General features: G+C 42.0%; 22 protein-coding genes and 1 tRNA gene. 15 read left to right on the forward strand and 8 right to left on the reverse strand.

Features of this window, described 5'->3' with window-relative positions:
* The first annotated feature begins 274 nt into the window (after positions 1 to 274).
* Entirely contained in the window at positions 275 to 790 is a 516-nt protein-coding gene (gene cysC / locus NZ848_RS00755) for an adenylyl-sulfate kinase (RefSeq protein WP_259013974.1), read from the forward strand.
* A 6-nt stretch (positions 791 to 796) separates the two neighbouring features.
* Here the strand turns inward: cysC and NZ848_RS00760 are convergent, their stop codons facing one another.
* Positions 797 to 1,462 (reverse strand): DUF4956 domain-containing protein, encoded by a 666-nt coding sequence (locus NZ848_RS00760; RefSeq protein WP_253533117.1) that lies wholly within the window; start codon positions 1,460 to 1,462, stop codon positions 797 to 799.
* A gap of 67 nt (positions 1,463 to 1,529) precedes the next feature.
* Complete coding sequence (locus tag NZ848_RS00765) at positions 1,530 to 2,264, reverse strand: polyphosphate polymerase domain-containing protein (protein WP_259013975.1); 735 nt, start codon at positions 2,262 to 2,264, stop codon at positions 1,530 to 1,532.
* Between the two features lie 217 nt (positions 2,265 to 2,481).
* Between NZ848_RS00765 and NZ848_RS00770 the strand changes: the two genes are divergently transcribed.
* Complete coding sequence (locus NZ848_RS00770; RefSeq protein WP_259013976.1) at positions 2,482 to 3,156, forward strand: hypothetical protein; 675 nt, start codon at positions 2,482 to 2,484, stop codon at positions 3,154 to 3,156.
* A gap of 382 nt (positions 3,157 to 3,538) precedes the next feature.
* Positions 3,539 to 3,925, forward strand: a complete 387-nt coding sequence (locus NZ848_RS00775; RefSeq protein ID WP_259013977.1) for a hypothetical protein — start codon at positions 3,539 to 3,541, stop codon at positions 3,923 to 3,925.
* 238 nt (positions 3,926 to 4,163) lie between these two features.
* Here NZ848_RS00775 and NZ848_RS00780 read toward each other — a convergent pair whose 3' ends face one another.
* From NZ848_RS00780 to NZ848_RS00790, 3 genes are all read right to left on the reverse strand, one after another.
* The gene (locus tag NZ848_RS00780) at positions 4,164 to 4,604 is read right to left on the reverse strand and encodes a VOC family protein (protein ID WP_253533125.1); all 441 of its coding nucleotides are present in this window, start codon (positions 4,602 to 4,604) and stop codon (positions 4,164 to 4,166) included.
* A 76-nt stretch (positions 4,605 to 4,680) separates the two neighbouring features.
* On the reverse strand, positions 4,681 to 5,172 hold the full coding sequence (locus tag NZ848_RS00785) for an SRPBCC family protein (RefSeq protein ID WP_259013978.1): 492 nt from the start codon (positions 5,170 to 5,172) through the stop codon (positions 4,681 to 4,683).
* Entirely contained in the window at positions 5,169 to 5,489 is a 321-nt protein-coding gene (locus NZ848_RS00790) for an ArsR/SmtB family transcription factor (protein ID WP_253533129.1), read from the reverse strand. Before NZ848_RS00790 ends, NZ848_RS00785 begins: the two co-directional genes overlap by 4 nt.
* Before the next feature lie 681 nt (positions 5,490 to 6,170).
* Between NZ848_RS00790 and NZ848_RS00795 the strand changes: the two genes are divergently transcribed.
* The 3 genes from NZ848_RS00795 to NZ848_RS00805 all read left to right on the forward strand — a co-directional run bounded on the left by NZ848_RS00795 (position 6,171) and on the right by NZ848_RS00805 (position 10,222).
* Positions 6,171 to 6,557, forward strand: a complete 387-nt coding sequence (locus tag NZ848_RS00795; protein ID WP_253533131.1) for a hypothetical protein — start codon at positions 6,171 to 6,173, stop codon at positions 6,555 to 6,557.
* 610 nt (positions 6,558 to 7,167) lie between these two features.
* Positions 7,168 to 8,505: a phosphatidylserine decarboxylase family protein gene (locus tag NZ848_RS00800; protein WP_253533133.1), complete on the forward strand. Its 1,338-nt coding sequence runs from the start codon at positions 7,168 to 7,170 to the stop codon at positions 8,503 to 8,505.
* Positions 8,506 to 8,569: 64 nt separating this feature from the next.
* Positions 8,570 to 10,222 (forward strand): dipeptidase, encoded by a 1,653-nt coding sequence (locus NZ848_RS00805; protein WP_259013979.1) that lies wholly within the window; start codon positions 8,570 to 8,572, stop codon positions 10,220 to 10,222.
* Positions 10,223 to 10,537: 315 nt separating this feature from the next.
* Here NZ848_RS00805 and NZ848_RS00810 read toward each other — a convergent pair.
* Together NZ848_RS00810 and NZ848_RS00815 are read right to left on the reverse strand one after the other, a co-directional pair.
* Positions 10,538 to 10,609 (reverse strand) — tRNA-Arg (locus NZ848_RS00810).
* Between the two features lie 46 nt (positions 10,610 to 10,655).
* Complete coding sequence (locus tag NZ848_RS00815) at positions 10,656 to 11,234, reverse strand: thymidine kinase (RefSeq protein WP_253533137.1); 579 nt, start codon at positions 11,232 to 11,234, stop codon at positions 10,656 to 10,658.
* A 154-nt stretch (positions 11,235 to 11,388) separates the two neighbouring features.
* Between NZ848_RS00815 and NZ848_RS00820 the strand changes: the two genes are divergently transcribed.
* The 7 genes from NZ848_RS00820 to NZ848_RS00850 all read left to right on the forward strand — a co-directional run bounded on the left by NZ848_RS00820 (position 11,389) and on the right by NZ848_RS00850 (position 17,526).
* On the forward strand, positions 11,389 to 12,609 hold the full coding sequence (locus NZ848_RS00820) for a hypothetical protein (protein WP_259013980.1): 1,221 nt from the start codon (positions 11,389 to 11,391) through the stop codon (positions 12,607 to 12,609).
* A gap of 51 nt (positions 12,610 to 12,660) precedes the next feature.
* A complete protein-coding gene (locus tag NZ848_RS00825) occupies positions 12,661 to 13,533 on the forward strand; it encodes a hypothetical protein (RefSeq protein ID WP_259013981.1) in 873 nt (290 codons plus the stop codon).
* Positions 13,530 to 14,513: a 2-hydroxyacid dehydrogenase gene (locus tag NZ848_RS00830; protein ID WP_259013982.1), complete on the forward strand. Its 984-nt coding sequence runs from the start codon at positions 13,530 to 13,532 to the stop codon at positions 14,511 to 14,513. Before NZ848_RS00825 ends, NZ848_RS00830 begins: the two co-directional genes overlap by 4 nt.
* Positions 14,514 to 14,571: 58 nt before the next feature.
* A complete protein-coding gene (locus NZ848_RS00835; protein ID WP_259013983.1) occupies positions 14,572 to 15,243 on the forward strand; it encodes a DUF2461 domain-containing protein in 672 nt (223 codons plus the stop codon).
* An 86-nt stretch (positions 15,244 to 15,329) separates the two neighbouring features.
* Positions 15,330 to 16,046, forward strand: coding sequence for a pirin family protein (locus NZ848_RS00840; protein ID WP_259013984.1), 717 nt, complete (start codon positions 15,330 to 15,332; stop codon positions 16,044 to 16,046).
* Between the two features lie 26 nt (positions 16,047 to 16,072).
* Complete coding sequence (locus NZ848_RS00845) at positions 16,073 to 16,639, forward strand: NADPH-dependent FMN reductase (protein WP_253533162.1); 567 nt, start codon at positions 16,073 to 16,075, stop codon at positions 16,637 to 16,639.
* A gap of 32 nt (positions 16,640 to 16,671) precedes the next feature.
* Entirely contained in the window at positions 16,672 to 17,526 is an 855-nt protein-coding gene (locus tag NZ848_RS00850; protein WP_259013985.1) for a pirin family protein, read from the forward strand.
* 118 nt (positions 17,527 to 17,644) lie between these two features.
* Here NZ848_RS00850 and NZ848_RS00855 read toward each other — a convergent pair whose 3' ends face one another.
* The gene (locus NZ848_RS00855; RefSeq protein ID WP_259013986.1) at positions 17,645 to 18,175 is read right to left on the reverse strand and encodes a DinB family protein; all 531 of its coding nucleotides are present in this window, start codon (positions 18,173 to 18,175) and stop codon (positions 17,645 to 17,647) included.
* A 41-nt stretch (positions 18,176 to 18,216) separates the two neighbouring features.
* Here NZ848_RS00855 and NZ848_RS00860 point away from each other — a divergent pair, with 41 nt between their 5' ends.
* Both NZ848_RS00860 and NZ848_RS00865 read left to right on the forward strand, forming a co-directional pair.
* Positions 18,217 to 18,801, forward strand: a complete 585-nt coding sequence (locus NZ848_RS00860) for a TPMT family class I SAM-dependent methyltransferase (RefSeq protein WP_259013987.1) — start codon at positions 18,217 to 18,219, stop codon at positions 18,799 to 18,801.
* 39 nt (positions 18,802 to 18,840) lie between these two features.
* Positions 18,841 to 19,362, forward strand: coding sequence for an acyl-CoA thioesterase (locus NZ848_RS00865; RefSeq protein ID WP_101727249.1), 522 nt, complete (start codon positions 18,841 to 18,843; stop codon positions 19,360 to 19,362).
* Positions 19,363 to 19,376: the final 14 nt, after the last annotated feature.

The following is a 19,376-nucleotide window of genomic DNA, read 5'->3' on the forward strand; positions in this document are numbered from 1 at the left end:
AGATAAACTTGTAATTTTTTTATACAACTGCAGGAATCCATCGTGGAAACGGATTTCATAACAACTTTTGCTTAATTGTTAAGTTTTATTAGAGTATTCCTTCTGAAAAGAAATGCCATGATTGAAAAAGTATTGCCTGTTGTGCTTCTGAAACAAAAGTAGAGAATTCTTTTTAAATGGGATAGATGCCACTGGAAAATTATATAAATTTGCAGCTCTTTTTTGTGTTATAAATCTTTTATTCCGAAAGGTCAAAAACAAGTGTTTTAGTAATATGGTGTCTCAAAAAGCAGCTGTGATATGGTTAACAGGTTTAAGTGGTGCAGGAAAAACTACTATTGCCAGAGAACTGATTGAAATGTTTCATAGGAACAATCTAAATCCGGTTTTACTGGATGGTGACGAGATACGTTCTGCCATTGAGCAGGCGGGCTTTGATGAAGCCTCAAGAAAAGTTCATAACCTGCGCATCGGGCGGCTTGCCGCTTTATTTGAGCAGCAGGGGCATCCGGTGATAGTATCTATGATTTCTCCTTATGATGATATCAGGCAAAGTGTAAGAGCTTTATGCCAAAGGTTTGTAGAGGTATTTGTTAATACGCCATTAGAGACTTGCATTGAAAGAGACCCAAAAGGGCTATATAAAAAGGCAATCAGCAAGCAGATTGACAATTTTACCGGTATATCGGCTCCGTATGATATACCCCTGAAACCCGAGATAGAACTTGACACAACCCAAAGCAGCGTAACAGAATGTGCCTCAGCCATCTGGCAGCTTTACAAGTCTTAAGTAGGCTTAGTCATCGCTGCTGCTGCCATAAGCCGCACTTTTGTTTTCGTTCTCGTTTGAGTAATAAAAGGCGTGCACACGGGCCACGTCTCTCAGAAAATCAACATGCAGAATTTCAACTCTGTGTATAGGTAAACCTATTCTTTTTCTTAGGTCCTCTATCATTTCTTCGCGCCGCGCGGGTACCACCAGGTCTATTTTCTCGTAGCGCACTTCTCTGAAATTCTCATGCTTGATATTCAGCCCGTGTTCAAGACCGAAAGTAACACCAACCAGAAGAATATCAGCAATGATTAATTCATAATTGCCCGAACCCAGCGGGGTCAGCGCATTGATAATGCCTACGGCCACACAAACAAAGAAGTAGCCCATTTCGCGTACCGGCACGGTAACTGTTCGATAACGGATGATTGAAAAAATAGCGAATAAACCAAATGCAAAGCCCATCTTTAGCTTTGTGGCGCTTAGTAAAAAACATATCAGGAAGTTAACCACATTAAACAGGAAAAAAGTAAAAACAAAGTCTTTGTTTTTATAACGGTTATAATAAATTCCCCGAACAAGCAACAGAATTACGGTCATATTCAGCAGAAAGCGCATGCCAAATTCAAAAACAAAGCTATTGCCCAAAAACTGATTTATTGTTCGGCTGGTACCTTCAAATTCTTCCATGTATTGTTTTTTTAAAATAAGTGAGCTGGTAATATTGGGTGTTAAGGTTACTGAAACCTGCCAGGTATCAGGGCTTTAAGATTTTGTTCAGCTTTAATAACAGGGGTTTAAACGAGTTACTTTTGACGTTTCCGAGTGTGGCAATTCCAACTGAGTATTTGCTGAAATTAGATGAACTGATGTAACGGCATCTGAGGCTCTGAACGATGGGGCTAATAACCGAGTTTTTGTCTTGCTTTACCTCAGCTATAACCAGTTTCTGATACGTACTGCTGCTGCCGGCTTTGCGAAAGGCCAGGTTCAGGTCGAAGGTCAGTCTTTCCGAAAAATCTTTACTTACTAAAGTGATGCGGTCAAAGTATATCCAGAGCTGATGTTGTAATTGCTCAGGCGCAATGGAAAGCCTCTTACAAAGCGTGTAGTCTGTGGCTTGAAGGGTATCGTTCACGCAACTGCGTTCTTCGCGGTATTTTATGGTACGGCTATTGCCGGTTTTATTTTTTACTTCAAAAAATGTAAGACCTGTGTCTGTATAGCGTCGAAACCGTACTTTCATGCGGTTGGGCTTTCCGTTATGGTGTTGGTAATAGAGTTGGTAATCGGGGGTGTCAAAATACAAAGATTCATAGCGGTGCTGCCTGTTCCGGTTAATCTCAAGTATGTTGTAATACGGCTCAATTTCTTTCAGAATTGCAGGCAGTTCACTTTCATGAAAAATGTACTTGCTGTCTATCCGGTTAAGTAGTTTTACAGCCTCCATGTCGGTTAACGAAATACCCTTAAATGTTTGAAGCTCAGTCATTTTGATGCAATTACTTAAAACGCCTATTAAAGTACATATATTTTTTGTAATCAAAAACAGTTATCGGCCGGTGAGGTTGAATAATTGCCAGATAGATGCAAAAATCTGGTAATAGGTTGCATTTCAAGGTCTGATAAACTAATTTGGAGAAGATTCTTTGCCTTGCCCGTGTTCCGGGCGAAAGGGATAAGTTGGATACTAAACTTTGCTAGCATAAATGGAAAATCTGCCATTATACATACCTTTGGTTATGGGTCTTAGTACCTTTTATTGTGTTTATTTTTTAGCAAAGGCTGCTCCGGCATATTCTGTCAGTATTTTACTTGTAGCGTTTTCATGGCTGATTTTGCATTCTTTTCTGTCAGTAAATGGCTTCTATACCCATACCCAGGCAACGCCTCCGCGATTTCTACTGGCAGTTTTGCCACCTTTATTGTTGATACTTTTGGTTTTCGCTACCAAAAAGGGAAGAAGTTTGATAGACCAGCTGGACATGAAATCGTTAATTTTGTTGCATGTGGCTCGTATTCCGGTTGAAATGGTTTTATTCTGGTTGTTTCTTTACAAGCAAGTGCCTGTGATTATTACATTTGAAGGGCAGAATTTTGATGTTTTTTCGGGTATAACGGCCTTAGTTGTTTATTATTTAGCCTACGTTAAGCAGCGTATTGGCACAGGTATATTGTTGATGTGGAATTTTATTTGCCTTATTTTACTAATAAACGTTGTTTCTACCGCTGTTTTGTCAGCGCCTTTTTCGTTCCAGCAGTTTGGGTTTGAGCAGCCCAATGTGGCTGTCTTGCATTTTCCGTTTGTGTGGTTACCTGCCTGCGTTGTACCCATTGTGCTTTTTTCTCATCTGGCTATGATACGCAGGTTGATGAATGAATAATTGTTACTCGGGCAAACGCCTTTAGACACACACAAATCAGTTTTTACACTGAGCCGTTATTCTCAGGCGCCTTTAGACGCTACAACTCATAACCGGGCAGCTGTTTCTGGCAGCCAATGCCACCAATTCTTCAAAAAAACAGGGCTAAATGGTATTTAGCGTTTGACACTATTGTTTTGCGTTGTACCGAAATGCAAATCAGGTATTTTTACTTATCGGAATCCGTATTTTTACTCTAAAAATATTTTTAGAATTAAGTAAAATTTGCCGCATAAAAAAGTTATTGGGAGCAAACTCACGTTTCTCTCAATTTCTGATTTACAGGCGGTCTCTGAAAAGCCTTTCAAACAGAGTAAGAACAAACACCTAAATATTTAACACTATGGCACGCGTAACATTACAAGCTCTTGGAAAAGAAAAAGGGAAATTTTTAAGCCACGCAAACAATTCAGTATCTCTAACAGACGGAATTCATGGAGAAGGAGAAGTTTTTGTAATTCAAAAACTGCCAAGAGACCGTGTGGCCATTGCCTGCGTTGGCGCAGAGATTGGTAAATACCTTAGTCATGCCTCTGGCGAGGTTACTCTGAAAGAAGGTATAATGGGTGAGGGAGAAGAGTGGGTGATGGTAGAACACGAATTACCTAACGTTTCTTTCAACTGCGCAGGTAGCGAGAATAACAAAACGTTAAGCCATGCGAATGGTAAGGTAGGGCTTCAGGATGGTTATAAGGGAGAAGGAGAACTGTGGTCAAAATCAAGCATTTAAAATTTTTAGTCAGGAATAAAATAGAAAGGCCTGGATGTTTCGGCATTCAGGCTTTTTCAATTTTTAGATAAAGGGCGTGGCATGGCAAACAAAAAATGCTTATGCCATTTTTGAAACGATTTGAAAAAGCTAAACCGATTCTAATAGCGTAACCCAGCTTTATTGTATTTTTAAGAATTTAAACCTCTTTTGCAGGTAAATATTTAGTTTACATTAACCCCGGTTTTATGCAAGAAGGTTATGCCTGCGCCACATAATTTGGGTCAAATTCCACAATCCATTCAATACCATATTTGTCTCTGAACATACCCGCATAGGTTCCCCAGGGGCCTTGGTCAATAGGGCCTTCAATATTTCCCCCAGCCGATAAACCATTAAATAGCAGGTCGGCCTCTTCGCGGCTTTCAGCATTTACCACTATTTTCGACCTGTTTTCGTTTTCGTTTACCCTACCCATAAACTCAGGAACATCATTGCCTATTAATGCACTGTATTTACCTAAAGGCAAGGCAATTTGCATTATTTTTTTAGCTTCATTTTCAGCTACCTGAAATTCGTCGCTTGCTAAATCGCCGAAGCGGATTATTCTGGAAAATTCGCCGCCAAAAACTGATTTGTAAAAAGTAAAAGCTTCTTCAGCATTGCCGTTGAAGTTAATCCAGGTGTTAATTGTTCTCATAATTTTTATTGTTAAAATTTGTTTCTAATTGGTTAAATACCCTCTCTTTTGCATTGAGTATATGAAAAGCGGGGGTCTACGATAAAGCCTCCAGGAGTTCTTCCAGGTTTCTGAGGGTCATGTTGAAACCAATTTTGAAGCCCTCTAACAATTTCTCTAAACGCTCAAACGATTCATTATATATGGTTATATCAACTCTGGTAATACCATTTTGCTCGCTAAAGTTGTAGTCCCAATCAGAGCCCGGCAATTCCCGGTTTTCATCCTTATCGGCAAACGTGTTATACATCTTAAAATTGGTTATCGGGGTAATAGACGTAAATTCCTGCACAGCCCAGCGCTCCTGCCCGTCCGGGCTAACCATTGCATAAAACCGGCGTCCGCCTACCTTAAAATCCATATACTTGGTTTTCGCGCGCATGGGTGCCGGAGCCCCCCATTGGTCAAGTAGTTCGGCTTTTGTAAAGGCATCCCATACCAGCAATTGCCGCGCATTAAATTCCCGGCTGATGTAAACAGTTTTTGCAGTTTTGTCTACATTAAAATCAAATAGCAAATCGTTGTTCATTCTTCTTTCGTTTTAATAGTTGATAATAGTTGGTCAAGCTGGTTAAATTGGGTTTCCCAGTTTTGTCTGAACTGGGCTAGCCAGTGGTCAAATTCCTGCATCTTTTTAGCATTAAAATGGTAGTAAATTTCCCGGCCGCTTTGCTCTGGTTTAACCAGGTCGCATTCGTGCAATACCTTAATGTGTTTCGAGACTGCCTGTCGGGTCATATCAAACTTTTGGGCTATAACATTGGGTGTTAGTGCCTGAATAGCCAGTAATGTCAAAATCGCTCTGCGTGTGGGGTCGGCAATGGCCTGAAATATATCTTGTTTCATTCTTGATTTTAATTGTGCAACTCTCAGGTTGCAAATGTATGTGCAACTTTTGAGTTGCACAAATTATTTTGCCTTTATTTGTCGGGTAAGGGTTTATAAACCTGCCAATGCAGCTATATAGGGTAGTCGGCAAAGCCATGTTTTTTCATTCGTGGTTCGTATACTGATAGGCGTAATTATATTTGGATGGTTTCATTACAGACAGGAGCCATTAAAGGGGTATTTGTAAAGAAAAACGGACTATTAATTTGAGTGGTTTCATTACAGACAGGAGCCGCTGATGCCGGCATTTGAAGGGCAGAGATTTACCAATTTTATTGGTACATGCGCAACCACCCTGCGCTGCCTTGCCTGGATTACAGATATTTTAATATTCATTCCGGTTCATAGCCCATGGTTTGGCAAAATTTAATGGGAATCTTGTTTTAGTAGGTAAATCTACTCAGAACCCTCGCTAGCGCATATATGGTTCTGTACTGCGTAAATGTACCGTATTGGTAATCAGGTAGTTTTACTTTATGGAATCGGGGTTTCTACTCTATAAATAATCTAAGAAATAGTTGAACTTTGTTGTGTAATCTTAAATGTGCGATTCCAATTGGTCAATTGTCATTTTGGGTTGCAGGCGGGTACTGAAAAGCCTCATAAAAGAGTAGGGATAACAATTAACAATTTAACATAATGGCAACTATTACATTAGGAGCTCTTGGAGCAGAAACTGGTAAATTCCTTAGTCACGCATTTGACAAAGTATGGCTTCAGAACGGTGTTCAGGGAGAAGGTGAAGTGTTTATTCTACAACAATTGCCCAACCAACGCGTGGCACTTGCCTGTCTGGGCGCTGAAACCGGAAAATTTCTTAGCCATGCCTTTGGTAATGTAGGGTTACAGAATGGTATTCAGGGCGAAGGCGAAGAGTGGATCATGATAGATCATGGTTCAGGAAATGTTTCTTTCAACTGCGCTGGCGCTGAGGTAGGCAAAACATTAAGCCACGCATTTGACAAAGTATGGCTTCAGGACGGCTATCAGGGATTGGGTGAACTATGGGCTATGGCCAACGTATAACCCTGTTAATTTGTCAGGAAACAGTAAAGAGGCTGTTTGAAAGAGTTCTATATTACCATATTTATGTGGCCTTAGTACTTTATTAGACAGCCTCCCCTTAACGATTAATTTAATGGATTTTCAAAGACCTGATTTCTTTTTTGATTTTGGAGGGAAAGCATTTTCCGAATGCCTCTGCTGCCGGGTAAAACCACAGTTGAGATAGATTGAGCTTACACTCAAATAAGCTCCTGATTGTATATATCTATTTGCAGATAATCAGATAGTTACAATGTACTTCAGGTACAATAAGACTACCGTTCGCCATGTTAAAACAAAGTTCTTTTCTACAGGCAATATTGCATTTTAAAACGCTTTTGCTTTAGGTATGATGGTTGGTTTAGTATTCCAGATGGGGTAAAAAGTAATCAACACTCAACCATAAACTGCGGATACATAAATTAGAATTGTATCCTTTGCATTCAGTCTGTTTTTCTGCTCAGGCACTGCATTTTCCTGTTAAAAAAACGTAAAATATTACAATAGCTAGTGGAAACCAGCTACCACTTTAAAAAAGCGGGGCAAAACCGAAAAGCCAAATGAGTAGGATAACCTTTTAAACAATACTTCTATGTTACCGCAATCTTACGTTCCATTTAATATTCAAAGTGGTTGGATACCCAACCCAGACAGAGAATCATTCCGGATATTTTTTGAATCGGTTCTTAATACAAAACCAAAAAACCTGGCACCTAGTATTAAAGCTCTAAAAAAGCTGATTGAAGGCGATGAGGTGCTGACTTATCTGGCAAACAATGCTTTTCAACAAAATGATAACATTATTCATGCGCATCAGTCAACTAAGGAAGCGCCTATTCCTCGAATTCCTGATTTGGAAACCCTGCTGAATGCCTTTAATACTATTCTTAGCCTTGCGCCTCAATTCATTAACAATGATTTAGTTGGCCTTCCGTTTTCAGCTATCGTAGTTGGAATTGACGCTACCCTTGGGGGCAGTACCATGTTCCGCATTCCAAAGTTCAATGAAAAAATGAAAGCTATTCTGGAAGAATGGGGGAAATTTCTTGTTACACCTGCCTCTGCTGTAGGCTTCAGTAAAGAAAATGAGCAATGGCTTTCACCTGCCGCTAAAAAGCAATATGATTTTCCGTTATGGAAAAAAGATTCTCAAACTTTACCTTACTGGAAATCCTGGGATTCATTCTTTACGCGTGATTTCCTTGATCCAAAAAAATCCAGACCGATTGCAAGCCCAAATACCAATCAGGTAGTTATTTGCCCAAATGATGGTTCACTGTTTTGCTGGCAACCGAAAGTTCAGAAAAGAGATGTGTTCTGGCTCAAAGGTATGCCGTATTCGCTGAACGACATTTTCAGTTCGCCTGATCGCCGCCAAAATGAAATTATCAAGTCGTACAAATTAGACGAGATGTTTGAGAATGGGTATGTGTTTCAGACTTACCTTAATCCATACAATTTCCATCGTTGGTGGATACCAGTAAATGGCAAGGTACTTTTTGACCCCATTGTTATTCCCGGTTGCTTTTTTAGCAAATTGGTACTGCCCGATTATGGAGGCGCAACAACAGCGTCTACTCCGTATCTGGCCGAAGTTAATGCGAAGGGTCTGATTGTATTTGAAACTGAAGACTATGGAAATGTTTGCTGTATACCATTGGGTATGAGTGAGGTGTCAAGTGTTGTTTTTGACAAACAACTAAAAAAGGGAGCTCATGTAACAAAGGGCCAGGAAATGGGTATGTTCCATTATGGTGGGTCGTCTTTTGTGGTCATTTATCAAAATCTACCCGACAAGCAATTGATATTTATGGACAGCGATGGGAATCCTTACCCTCAGCAGCCACCTCCGCCCGGCAGTAGTGCTGGCGCCAGCAATTATGGCACTAACATTGGCTCACAAATAGGGCAATGGTATTGTAAATGCTGAAAGTACCGAAGATGGTGAGTTCTCTGAAATCATAGATCAAACTGAAAAAATTATGTGTACAACAATGATTATTACCCCCGGAGCTACAGCCGACGGCTCTATGATTGTAACGCATTCTGACGACAACGAACTTTCAGATCAGCGTTTCATCTATGTTCCGGCTATGAATCATGCACCTGGTAGCATGCGCGGTATAGTTGCCGGCATCAACGACGGGTACCCACGTATTGTTAGCAAAGAGCGAGGCCCGGGGTATAATTTGAAAGACTGGCCGGAAACCCCGATTATAGGTCAAATACCTCAGATAGAGCATACCTACGCTTACTTTGATGGGAGTTACGGAATCATGAATGAACATAATCTGATGTTTGGCGAGTGTACAAATGGGGCCAAATTCATGCCGCCCAACCCCATAACGAAAGAACAAGCAGAAAAAAGTGGCGACCATTGTCGTTTGTTTTACAGTGCTGAGCTATCTCGTATTGCTTTGGAGCGGTGCAAATTAGCTAGAGAGGCAGTAGAATTAATGGGGGCTCTTATTGATGAATATGGCTATTTCTCGACCGGAGAAACTTTGCTTGTAGCTGATGAAAAAGAAGCCTGGGTGTTTGAAATGTGCGCTTTACCAGATAATGAATACCATTCTGCCTGGATAGCACAGCGGGTACCTGATGGCACTATTTTCGTGGCTGCAAATGAATTCCGAATCCGGGAAATCAGGCCAGATTCAGAAGATCAGCTATTCTCAAATCGTTTGCTGCCCGGCCTCAGAAAGGTTGGTTGGGCTTCAGAAACCGGAACGGTAGATTGGTTGGTTGCTATAAGTGACGGTGAATACAATCATCCATATTATTCGCTGCGGAGGGTATGGCGTGTCTTTGACCGGGCTAATCCTGACCTTGGATTAAGCCCCTGGGTAAATGATGGTTATACCACAGACTATCCGTTTAGCATTCAGCCAAAAAAGCAATTGGAGGTAAGAGAAGTATTTGCCTTATACCGTGATCATTATGAAGGTACCCAATTTGATATGACAAAGGGTATTGCAGCCGGGCCTTATGGAGACCCGACGCGTTTCTTTGGCCCCTATGACGGCACCAGTTATGATATAGGAAACCATAAATTATATGGCGCCTGGGAACGCCCCATCTCTGTATTCTATCAGGGTTATACGTATGTACTCCAAACCCGACCAGATGCCCCGCAACTTACAAAAGGTATATGCTGGTTTGGGTCAGATGTTTCTTATACTACCTGTTTTGTGCCGTTTCCGAGCAAAGTAGAACAACTACCTACCACGTTTCAAATTGGCGACCCTCAGCAATTTAGTCGTGATGCGGCCTGGTGGAGCTTTGATTTCGTTGCTAACTGGGCCAGGCTCAATTTTCAGAGAATGTGTCAGGTAGACATCCAGCCTTTGCAATTGAAATTGGAGAATCAGCAAGTAGAACTTCTTAAATATTGGGATGAAATATTTCAATCAAGCGCTTCGAGCCAGGAATTAACCGAATTATGCAAAGCCAATGCAAATGAAATAGTTAAGGAATGGTGGGCGCTTGCAGATACTTTGATCGCCAAATACTCAGACGGGTATATCAACCCCAAACCAAGCCGCCCGCAAAATGAAGGCGCTATCGGGATTGGATATCCATCACCCTGGTTGGGGTTAACCAATTATCAGGCTGGCCCCATCAGCTACAATATGGATATGCGGTAGTATTGCCAGGATAGATTAGATTGGAGTTGCATAAGTTGAGAACCAATAGCCGAACTTTATACCAATAGAAAGGTCATTTAAGCTGGGATTTAATTGAACGTGCACGAATGACTTGGAAGATTGGCCCAAGAAACGAGCCGCTGTTATAAGAAATGGTGTAGCGAAATTTCTGGAGTTTCTTTGAAATCAGCTACTAATCAGGCGATGTTTTATTTGTCGAGAAATGACAGATAATCGAATAATTATAAAAATAGCCAGTAAATCTTTGATTTCGCTGGCTATTTTCGTTAAATCAGGTTTGATAGAAATAAAATGTGTTCCCGAAGGGATTCGAACCCCCATCATCAGAACCGGAATCTGACATTCTATCCATTGAACTACGGGAACTTTCAACCGGATTGCAAAAATACAAAAATCTTTCTTTATTTACTATTTAAGGATTTAAATGATAACAACGCCGGCAGCGGGCCTCATAACTGTCAGATTCCCCCAACAAAACCTGCTGCGGGTCGGCTACTTTTCTGTATGAATAATGGGCAATATCGCCGCATACCACACAAATGGCATGTACCTTGGTTACATATTCTGCAATGGCCATCAGGTTCGGCATCGGGCCGAAGGGCACCCCTTTCGAATCCATATCTAAACCGGCTACAATCACTCTTTTGCCTTGTTCGGCCAGTAAATTCACTATATCTACAATGCCTTCATCAAAAAACTGAGCTTCGTCAAGCCCCACTACTTCACAATCGCTGGCTATTAATAGTATTTCTCCCGAAGTATTAACCGGTGTAGACCGAATGCTGGTCTGATTATGCGACACAATATCAGAATCATGATACCGGATATCAATGGCTGGTTTAAAAATTTCAACCCTTTGCCTGGCAATTTTAGCACGGTTCAACCTCCTGATCAGCTCTTCGGTTTTTCCTGAAAACATAGAGCCGCAGATTACCTCTACCCAGCCTGCTTTCTGCCCTTGTATCCTGCCTCTTTTTGGTTCAATAAACATTATTTAATTTATTTTTTCGTTCTTAGTAAAACTGGCAAAAAACTTGCAGTAATTTTACAGTTGGATAACAAAAAATAGTTTTCTGCAAAATTCCGGGCTGTTTTATACCTGGCAGCACCCTAACTATTTTAATACAAAACAAACAAATTTCAGAATGTCTAACAAATTGAATTTGTCCGCCGTCGAACGGTACAGTAAGGCTTATGCCGCACAATTGTGCAATGATTTTTTTGCTCAGAATAAAGTTATTACTGGCAAGCAGATTCTTTCATTAAGTAGTATTCAGCAGGTAAATCTGCTCACTATAAAAGCATTATATGAGAAATGGCAGGCAGACACCGAAAGAATGCGAAGCCCCTTCTTTGATTTCAATGCGCCGGAAGTAGAACAGGCATTAAAGAATTTTATGAATGTTGTTTCGCAGTTTATATCTGTGAAAAAAGAACATTTTGAACCCATGCTGGCACAAGCAGTGGCCGAAACACTGGTGTTGATTCTTGAGCCGCAAACGTTTTTTAAAGAACTGATGCGCAATCTGCCCGATTTCAGATTTACTCATCAGAGTGTTTCAGGTGTGGTTAAGTATATTCAGATAAATAAAGAGATACTGCCACAATTGTTAGAAAAACTCAACGGCAGTGAGTTTGTGTTTGCTAATCAGGCCATGGCCTGGATAGATGAAATGCCTTTGCAGGTGGAAAGCCCTGAGCCTTATCTGGCGTTATTTGCCGGAAAAGTTCCTGTGCCAGCCGAGCTCACTTCTTCTAATGATGAACAAGCGCCAGACCATCAAAATACGGATGCTATCGCTTCATTTTTTGAAGCCGAATTGAACAAACCAGTTATTGAACAGAAGATTGAGACCCCGATACCTGACGCAGCTCCTGTTTTTCAGGAGGTTGAATCTTATGCTCCGCAGGCCGAGCCTGCAAGAGTTGTGGCCGCAGAAACCGTGCCCCCACCCATATTTGAACAAAAATTGGGAGCCGTTATCTCAAAAATGAGTGATTCTTATGAAAAAACAGTAGCGAAAGATACGGAAGAGGTAAGGCTGAATGAAAAGCTGGGCACAGAAAGAAAAAGTCTTAATGACCAGGCCAAGGCTAACCGTACCATACTTGACCACCACCAGCATAACCGGATTGAGGGTATCAACGCTGCCATTTCGCTCAACCAGCGGTTTTTGTTTACCAATAACCTTTTTGGTGGTAATATTCAGACATTCTCAAACGCACTTGATGAAATTGAATTATGTAAGGATTTCAGCGAAGCCAAAGAACTGATTCTTAAAAAGTATGTTCCACGCTACCTGTGGGACATCAAAAGCGCAGAGGCCGAAGAATTTATTGATATAGTGAAGCGCAGGTTCAATTAATGCTTTGAATTGTGCCGTTAACCCTGTATTTTGCTCCAAAATTTTAACGCTTTGGCTAAAATTGGAGAAAAGTACAGGGTTTTTCTTTGTTCGCAGATAAGCCTTATTCTCATATCCCTAATCACGCTGTTTAGAACTTCTCAATGCAATGCATCAGGCGAGCCTTTTCCTATAGGCGCCAGAAGCTGGGGCATGGCCAATGCTGTTACAGCCGTTGCCGACAAACAATCTGTTTTTAATAATCCGGCCGGGCTGGCTTTTCTTGACCACCATTTTATCAGTACAGCTTACCATAGCCGGTATAATATGGCGGGGCTGCAGACATTTGCTTTAGGAGGCAATTTTTCGGCCAAATGGGCCAAAGCAGGACTTGACGTAGAGCGGTTTGGCGATAAACTTTATAACGAACAAAAATTAGGGTTGTCGCTGGCCAAAAGCACCGGCAGGGTAGCGCTGGGCCTGAAAGTATCCTACCTGCAGGCCGCTATCGAAAATTTTGCTGTTAAACAAACATTTCTTACCCAGTTTGGGGTAATGGCTAAATTGAGCTCTACGGTTAATATGGGCTTTCATGCGTATAATTTAACCGGGGCAAGGCTCTTTCTTTCGCAACGAATTCCTACGGTTTTACGGTTTGGGTTTTCTTACCAGCCGGGTAAACAATTGCTGTTGGTGAGCGAGGCAGAAAAAGATATTGTTTTGCCATTGGTCTATAAAGCAGGGCTTGAGTATCAACTGGTTAAAAACTTTTATATCCGTTCGGGTATTACTTCGCGTATCAATAATGTGCATTTCGGTTTTGGTTTTCAGTCAAAACAGTTTATTTTTGATTACGCCGCCAGTAATCATTCTTTATTAGGGTTTTCTCATCACCTATCGTTGGCCTATCAGCTTAAAAGTATCAAACAAAACTTATCAGAATGAAAATAACATTTTTTAGTACCAAGCCTTACGACAAAGATTCGTTTGAGCGATACAATAGTGTGCATCAGATTGAATTCTATGAGGTGGCTTTGAACGAACATTCTGTGCGTCTGGCTGAAGGGTCAGAGGCCGTTTGTGTGTTTGTAAACGACCATCTGAATGCCACGGTTATAAGTAAACTTAAAAAACTGGGTATTAAACTGGTTGCCCTCAGATGCGCCGGCTTTAATAATGTAGATTTGCAGGCCGCGGCTCATGAGGGCGTCAGGATTGTGAGGGTGCCGGCCTACTCGCCCTATGCAGTGGCAGAACACGCACTGGCATTGGTAATGACCCTGAACCGCAAAACCCATAAGGCATATAACCGGGTTAGAGAAGGAAACTTCTCTTTAGAAAAACTGACCGGATTTGACTTATACCGTAAAACCGTTGGGGTAGTAGGTACGGGTAAAATTGGTGGGGTGTTTGCCCGTATTATGCTCGGGCTGGGTTGTAAAGTACTGGCCTACGACCAACACAATGATGCGGAGCTGATAACCGCCGGAGTAACTTATGTGCCTTTTGATGAGCTTCTGGCAGAGGCAGATATCCTTTCATTACATTGCCCCCTGCTGGATACCACGCGACATCTGATTAACGAGGGTTCGCTGGCAAAAATGAAAAGAGGTATGATGCTCATTAATACCAGCCGGGGCGGGTTGATAGACACCCATGCCGTGGTTGAAGCGCTGAAAAATAAAATTATAGGCTACCTGGGCATTGATGTGTATGAACAGGAAGAGAATATTTTCTTCAACGATTTGTCGGAACAGATACTGCAAGATGACACGCTGGCACGCCTCATGACCTTCCCGAATGTGATTATTACTTCGCACCAGGGGTTTCTTACAGAAGAGGCCCTTACCCAGATTGCACTGGTTACGCTGCAAAATATAAGCGATTTTGAGCACCAAAAGCCATTGGCAAACGAAGTGAAATAGCCGGGAACTTTTACTTGCCGGATATTGATTTTATAGCTAAACTCAATACTTAACAGATATGATTCAGCCTCAGACTATTCAGTTTTTAGCAGACTTAAAAGAGAATAATAACAAGCCCTGGTTTGATGCCAACCGTAAAACCTACGAAACAGCCAAGCAGAACTTTATTGAGGTTGTAGATTTACTCATTAAAGGTTTAGGAAAGTTTGATAAAAGTATTGAGGAGACGGATTTGAAAGCTAAAGACTGCGTTTTCAGAATTAACCGTGATGTACGGTTTTCAAAAGATAAGTCGCCCTATAAAACTAATTTCGGTGCATGGTTTACAGCCGGTGGCAAAAAGTCTGGCGGTGCAGGTTATTATCTGCATATTGATGCCAATGAGTGTTTTTTTGCCGGGGGTATCTGGATGCCCGAAAACAATGAGTTAAAAAAGATTCGTGACGAAATTGATTACAACTTTGAAGAAATAAAAGGCATTACCGAAGCCCCGGATTTTAAAAAGTATTTCCCTGCAGGCCTGGACAGAGAAGCTGCTACTGTCCGCCCGCCGAAAGGATACGATGAGTCTAACCCGGCCATTGAGTTGCTGAAACTGAAAAGCTTTACGGTTTCAGATACTTTTGAGGTAGCTGAGGCGCTCAAAAAAGACTTTGTGCCGGCTGTTCTGCAAGGTTTTGAGGCTATCTACCCCTTTATTGTTTTTCTGAACAGAGCCATTAAAGGATAATTTTGAGTGGTGATGAGTAATTATCAAGGGTTGAACTTTTTATAAATTATATATGTATATACATTGAATGTAAATGTATTAAATTTATGAAAACCATATATTATAAAGCCGATGAAAGAGGCCATGCGAACCATGGCTGGTTAGATGCCTGGCACTCATTTAGTTTTGCGGGTTTCCACGACCCGGCAAAGGTGCATTTTGGTGCGCTAAGGGTATTAAATGATGATAAAATAGCAGGCGGCCGTGGCTTTGGCATGCACCCGCACGACAACATGGAGATTGTAACCATTCCGCTTTCGGGTGAATTAGAACATGAAGATAGCATGGGTAACCTCGGGAGCATCAGCAAAGGCGAAGTGCAGGTGATGTCGGCTGGCACGGGAATTTACCATTCAGAAAGAAACAAAAACATAGATAAAGCGCTGACCCTCTTGCAGATTTGGGTTTTTCCGAAGGTTAGAGACATAGAACCCAGATATGACCAGCGGGCGTTTCCGATTGAAGGCAGGGTTAATCAATTTCAGACACTGGTTTCACCCATAGGTAGCAATGACGGAGCGATGGGTATTAATCAGGATGCCTGGTTTTCACTCATTAATCTGGACGCCGATAAACAGGCAGATTATTCTGTTAAACTAAATAATAACGGTGTATACGCCTTCTTAATAGACGGAGAAGCCCTAATAAACGGCCAGCAGCTGGCGCGCAGAGACGCCTTGGGTATAAGTGAAACCACCGATATACATATCAAAGCCAAAACAAACGCTGAGATTCTTCTGATTGACGTTCCGATGTCTTTCTGATGGTCTTGTCCATAAACTTAAGAAAAATGAAAATTGAAATCATTTCAGGAAGCCCACGAAAAGAAAGTGTTACGGTTCGCGTAGCAAAGTATCTGCAGAAACATCTGAGCGGAATAACAGATGCTTCGGTGAACATTATTGACATGAAAGAACACGATTTGCCCTTTGTTCAGAAGGTATGGACATCAATAGATGCCGTTCCGGAAGAATGGAAAGAACTGGCACAACGTGTGTTTTCGGCAGATGCTTTTATTCTGGTAACACCCGAATACAACGGTGGGTATTCTCCTGCAATGAAAAATCTGTTAGACCATTTCCCGAAGCAATTACATAAACCCTTCGGCATTGTAACGGCATCGCCCGGAGCAATGGGAGGCATGCGGGCCAGCCAGCAAATGATAAATCTGGTGGCAGCTTTATTCGGTGTGGCCTCGCCACACATGCTGATTGTACCGGCCGTAGACAAAAAATTTGATGCCGAGGCCAATCTGACAGACCCAGCTTTTTTTAAAGCCATTGAGCTTTTTACCAACGAATACCTTTGGCTGGTAAACCGGATAGTAGCTCCAAAAGAGGTAGAACCCCATGCTTAGCCCCGGCAAAAGCCATCTAAATTATTGCCAAAATGAAAGCGCGTAACATTCAATACATCAGTTTGGGGCATGATGTTCAGGTAGGCCACATGCTGGTAAAACAACCTTTACCTGCCAGGGATATCAGGCAGGTGAGTCCATTTTTGTTATTACATCATGCTGTACCTACGTATCATAGCCCCGCTCATAGCAACCCCCGTTTGAGCCCGCATCCTCACCGTGGGTTTGAGCCAGTTACTTTTTTGTTTCAGGGAAAAATTCATCATAAAGATTCGCTGGGCAATGAAGGATTCCTGAATGCCGGTGATGTGCAGTGGATGACCTCAGGCAAGGGAATTATTCACTCTGAAGGCCCATCTGCCGAGTTCTTGCAGGCAGGAGGGAATTTTGAGTTAGTACAACTCTGGGTTAATTTGCCCCGCGCGCACAAAATGACACAGCCCAAGTACCAGCACCTGACCAAAGACACCATGCCGGTATTGACAGAAGAAGGCATAGAAATGCAATTGGTAGCAGGTAATTACAAAGGCAAAACCGGACCAGCCTCTACTTTCTCGCCTATGCTGGCCATGATGGTTAATTTTGAGGCAGGTGCCAGAACTTTCTTTGAAATTCCGGCTTCTTATAATGCACTTTTATATGTGCTTGACGGACAGATAAAAACCAACGAAACCACCGTTGAAAAGTTGAATATGGTTACTTTTGACCACGAAGGAGAAGGCATAGACTTTGAGGCCATTACCAAAGGCAAGCTGTTGCTGCTGGCCGGAGAACCCATTCAGGAGCCGCTTTCTACCTATGGCCCGTTTGTAATGAATTACCCAGCCGAACTGAAGCAGGCTATTGAAGATTATGAACTAGGGCGAATGGGTGTATTGGAAGATTAATTGGTTCTATTTATCCCCGGTATAGATTAAGTCTTGCCGGGGATTTTTCTTTTTTACAGGTAATTAAACCGCATATCGCCGCCTAATAAACCGGAAAGGTGGCCAGAAGCCACCTTTTTTATGCACTATAAACATTCTCAAACTGGCTGCTTAAACCTGCATCAGGCAGAATTACTTTCAGGTGGTGTTTCAGGTGCTCCACATAATCTTCCATAATAAAGGCCAGTGTAAAAGGATTACACCCATCAATGCGGATGGTATGCTGCAAATAATCTGCGTTCACGGTCTCTATTATATGCGCTATGTGCAGGTTATAGGCATACCAGAAAGACACAATCTCTTGCCAGTTTCGGTTATTATATGCCTGTAGGGTTACCCATGAGTCCTGCGTGTAACCCACAAATTCCACGTGCGGTTGTGCCATTGCTCTCACAAACTTATGCTGGTTGTTGCTGGCAGAATCTATCAGATGCCCCAGAATCTCTTTTTTCGACCATTTATGCGGTTGGGGTTTTGCTCCGGCTTCTTCTTCCGTAATCCCCTGAAGCGCAGGTAACACTTGCACAAGGGTTTGGCGCAGGTAATCGGCAACGGATTTCATTTTATTGGTATATTTGTGGTTGATGCTGATGCTATGATGGGCAAACATCTGCTTTGTGGATAGGGTTCCTTTTTTAAACGAACAGAACAATGCTTACAGAGGAATATTGGAGCGAAAGATACAAAACCGGCCAGACAGGCTGGGATATTGGCTATGTTTCCACACCTTTGAAAACCTACTTTGACCAACTGACGGATAGGTCAATAGCCATTCTGGTTCCCGGATGTGGTAACTCTTATGAGGCCGAATATTTGCTGCAACAAGGTTTTACCAATATCACACTCATTGATATTTCGGCGGTTTTAGTAGAACGTTTGCAGAGAAATTTACAATTTTACATTCAAAATGGCAGTTGTAGGGTAATCCATCAGGATTTCTTCACGCATCAGGGGCAGTATAATCTGATTATTGAGCAAACGTTTTTATCAGCATTAGACCCTTCATTACGATCAAAATATGCTGAGCAGATGTATAATCTGCTTAAGCCGAAAGGCAGGCTGGCAGGTGTAATTTTTGATTTTACGTTTGCGGGTGGGCCGCCATTTGGTGGCTCAAAAGAAGAATACCTTGAGATGTTCAAGCCTTATTTTCAGCCTGTAATTTTTGAGAGGTGCTACAATTCTATTCCGCCGCGGGCAGGGAACGAATTGTTCATCAGACTTGATAAACTATAAAAACCAAATCAACAAACCATATTTTTGAAAAAACAGTTTATGCAAAAAGTACGTAAAGCACAAGATTCGCTTACAGTAATGACCGAGATGGTTTTCCCGAACGACACCAATACCTTGGGAAACCTGATGGGAGGGAATTTAATGAGAATGCTCGATATTGCCGGAGCCATTGCGGCACAAAAGCACTGTAACCGGATAGTGGTAACGGCCTCGGTCGATAATGTTTCTTTTAAAGAAGCCATTCCTTTAGGCTCGGTAGTTACCCTGCAAGCCAAAGTAACCAGGGCTTTTAACTCATCATTAGAAGTAGGGATTGACGTGTGGGCTGAAAATATACCTGCCGGAACCCGGATTTATACCAATAAGGCTTTTATGACTTTTGTGGCAGTAGACCAGACCGGCCGGCCGATAGAAGTACCTGCGGTAGAACCCGAAACAGCCGAAGAAAAAGAATTATATGCTGGTGCGCTTCGCAGGCGACAGCTAAGGCTTGTGCTGGCAGGGAGAATGAAACCCGAAGAAGCACACGAACTGAAAGAGATATTTCAATTAAACGCATAGGCTGCTGCCTATGC

The sequence above is a fragment of the Emticicia fluvialis genome (assembly GCF_024793945.1).
Classification (GTDB): Bacteria; Bacteroidota; Bacteroidia; order Cytophagales; family Spirosomataceae; genus Emticicia; species Emticicia fluvialis.

What these genes read in the sequence shown, in the direction of transcription:
- cysC (WP_259013974.1), top strand. Translation starts at nt 275, where the DNA reads ATGGTGTCTCAAAAAGCAGCTGTGATATGGTTAACAGGTTTAAGTGGT.
- NZ848_RS00760 (WP_253533117.1), bottom strand. Translation starts at nt 1,462, where the DNA reads ATGGAAGAATTTGAAGGTACCAGCCGAACAATAAATCAGTTTTTGGGC.
- NZ848_RS00765 (WP_259013975.1), bottom strand. Translation starts at nt 2,264, where the DNA reads ATGACTGAGCTTCAAACATTTAAGGGTATTTCGTTAACCGACATGGAG.
- NZ848_RS00770 (WP_259013976.1), top strand. Translation starts at nt 2,482, where the DNA reads ATGGAAAATCTGCCATTATACATACCTTTGGTTATGGGTCTTAGTACC.
- NZ848_RS00775 (WP_259013977.1), top strand. Translation starts at nt 3,539, where the DNA reads ATGGCACGCGTAACATTACAAGCTCTTGGAAAAGAAAAAGGGAAATTT.
- NZ848_RS00780 (WP_253533125.1), bottom strand. Translation starts at nt 4,604, where the DNA reads ATGAGAACAATTAACACCTGGATTAACTTCAACGGCAATGCTGAAGAA.
- NZ848_RS00785 (WP_259013978.1), bottom strand. Translation starts at nt 5,172, where the DNA reads ATGAACAACGATTTGCTATTTGATTTTAATGTAGACAAAACTGCAAAA.
- NZ848_RS00790 (WP_253533129.1), bottom strand. Translation starts at nt 5,489, where the DNA reads ATGAAACAAGATATATTTCAGGCCATTGCCGACCCCACACGCAGAGCG.
- NZ848_RS00795 (WP_253533131.1), top strand. Translation starts at nt 6,171, where the DNA reads ATGGCAACTATTACATTAGGAGCTCTTGGAGCAGAAACTGGTAAATTC.
- NZ848_RS00800 (WP_253533133.1), top strand. Translation starts at nt 7,168, where the DNA reads ATGTTACCGCAATCTTACGTTCCATTTAATATTCAAAGTGGTTGGATA.
- NZ848_RS00805 (WP_259013979.1), top strand. Translation starts at nt 8,570, where the DNA reads ATGATTATTACCCCCGGAGCTACAGCCGACGGCTCTATGATTGTAACG.
- NZ848_RS00815 (WP_253533137.1), bottom strand. Translation starts at nt 11,234, where the DNA reads ATGTTTATTGAACCAAAAAGAGGCAGGATACAAGGGCAGAAAGCAGGC.
- NZ848_RS00820 (WP_259013980.1), top strand. Translation starts at nt 11,389, where the DNA reads ATGTCTAACAAATTGAATTTGTCCGCCGTCGAACGGTACAGTAAGGCT.
- NZ848_RS00830 (WP_259013982.1), top strand. Translation starts at nt 13,530, where the DNA reads ATGAAAATAACATTTTTTAGTACCAAGCCTTACGACAAAGATTCGTTT.
- NZ848_RS00835 (WP_259013983.1), top strand. Translation starts at nt 14,572, where the DNA reads ATGATTCAGCCTCAGACTATTCAGTTTTTAGCAGACTTAAAAGAGAAT.
- NZ848_RS00840 (WP_259013984.1), top strand. Translation starts at nt 15,330, where the DNA reads ATGAAAACCATATATTATAAAGCCGATGAAAGAGGCCATGCGAACCAT.
- NZ848_RS00845 (WP_253533162.1), top strand. Translation starts at nt 16,073, where the DNA reads ATGAAAATTGAAATCATTTCAGGAAGCCCACGAAAAGAAAGTGTTACG.
- NZ848_RS00850 (WP_259013985.1), top strand. Translation starts at nt 16,672, where the DNA reads ATGAAAGCGCGTAACATTCAATACATCAGTTTGGGGCATGATGTTCAG.
- NZ848_RS00855 (WP_259013986.1), bottom strand. Translation starts at nt 18,175, where the DNA reads ATGTTTGCCCATCATAGCATCAGCATCAACCACAAATATACCAATAAA.
- NZ848_RS00860 (WP_259013987.1), top strand. Translation starts at nt 18,217, where the DNA reads ATGCTTACAGAGGAATATTGGAGCGAAAGATACAAAACCGGCCAGACA.
- NZ848_RS00865 (WP_101727249.1), top strand. Translation starts at nt 18,841, where the DNA reads ATGCAAAAAGTACGTAAAGCACAAGATTCGCTTACAGTAATGACCGAG.